This is a genomic window from Bradyrhizobium sp. Mp19 (assembly GCF_029952935.1).
Taxonomy (GTDB): domain Bacteria; phylum Pseudomonadota; class Alphaproteobacteria; order Rhizobiales; family Xanthobacteraceae; genus Bradyrhizobium; species Bradyrhizobium elkanii.
In genome coordinates, this window is the sequence record NZ_JASAUT010000173.1 from 1 (window position 1) to 1,049 (window position 1,049).

Annotated in this window: 1 protein-coding gene; it reads left to right on the forward strand. The window is 60.1% G+C overall.

Annotation, left to right across the window (positions count from 1 at the left end; translation table 11 throughout):
- Positions 1-94 precede the first annotated feature (94 nt).
- Positions 95-1,034, forward strand: a protein-coding gene (locus QJT82_RS45420) for an IS630 family transposase (RefSeq protein WP_129964834.1) whose coding sequence is annotated in 2 segments (ribosomal slippage) — positions 95-441 and positions 440-1,034 — 942 coding nt in all. Because the reading frame shifts where the segments join, the coding sequence is not laid out codon by codon here.
- Positions 1,035-1,049: the final 15 nt, after the last annotated feature.

A 1,049-nucleotide genomic window follows, 5' to 3' on the forward strand; every position in this document is an offset into this window, starting at 1 on the left:
CTAAAGCGGGATGGGTTTAGGTTGAATCGATTTGGGATTCCCAAATCAGTGTGTTTCTGATTCACCATGCTGGCTGGATAGGAGGCCGGCATGGATGGGCAAGCCTTATTCCCTGGATCTCCGTAACCGTGTCGTAGCCGCGATTGAGGGCGGGATGTCCCGCAATCGGGCCGCCAAGCAGTTTGGGGTGGCGATCAGCACTGCCATCGGCTGGATGCAGCGTGTCGATGAGACCGGCAGCGTTGAGCCTGGCCAGATGGGCGGTCACAAGCCGAAGGCGGTTTCGGGAGACCACGCAGTCTGGCTGTCGCAGCGGATCAGGGACGGCGATTTCACCATACGTGGTCTCGTTGCCGAGCTCGCCCGTCGCGGCCTGAAGGTCGATTACCACTCGGTGTGGGACTTCGTCCATGCCGAGAAGCTCAGCTTCAAAAAAAAGCGTGGCGGCTGGCGAACGCGATCGACCCGAGGTCGCGAGGCGACGAGCCCAGTGGACAAAGTATCAAGATCGCGTCGAAGCTGAGCGGCTGGTCTTCATCGACGAGACCTGGACCAGGACCGATATGGCGCCCTTGCGGGGATGGGCGCCGCGCGGACACAGACTTCACGCCAAGGTTCCTCACGGCCGCTGGAAGACCATGACCTTCCTGGCGGCCTTGCGCCATGACCGGATCGATGCGCCATGGTTCATCGAAGGGCCGATCGATGGCGTGAGCTTTCGCACCTATGTCGAGAAGGTTCTGCTGCCCGTCCTTCGACCCGGCGATATCGTCATCTTGGACAACCTCGGCAGCCACAGGAGCAAGGTAGTTCGCCAGCTCATCCGCTCGGTCGGCGCCAAGCTCTTCTTCCTGCCAAAATACTCGCCCGATCTGAACCCGATTGAACAGGTCTTTGCCAAGCTCAAACACCTGCTTCGCAACGCCGCCGCGCGAACCGTCGACGCAGTCTGCGCCGCTATCGGCCACGCGCTCGACGCCTTCACCTCCGAGGAATGTGCCAACTACCTCAAAAATTCAGGCTATCGAACTTAATGCCATCACGCTTTA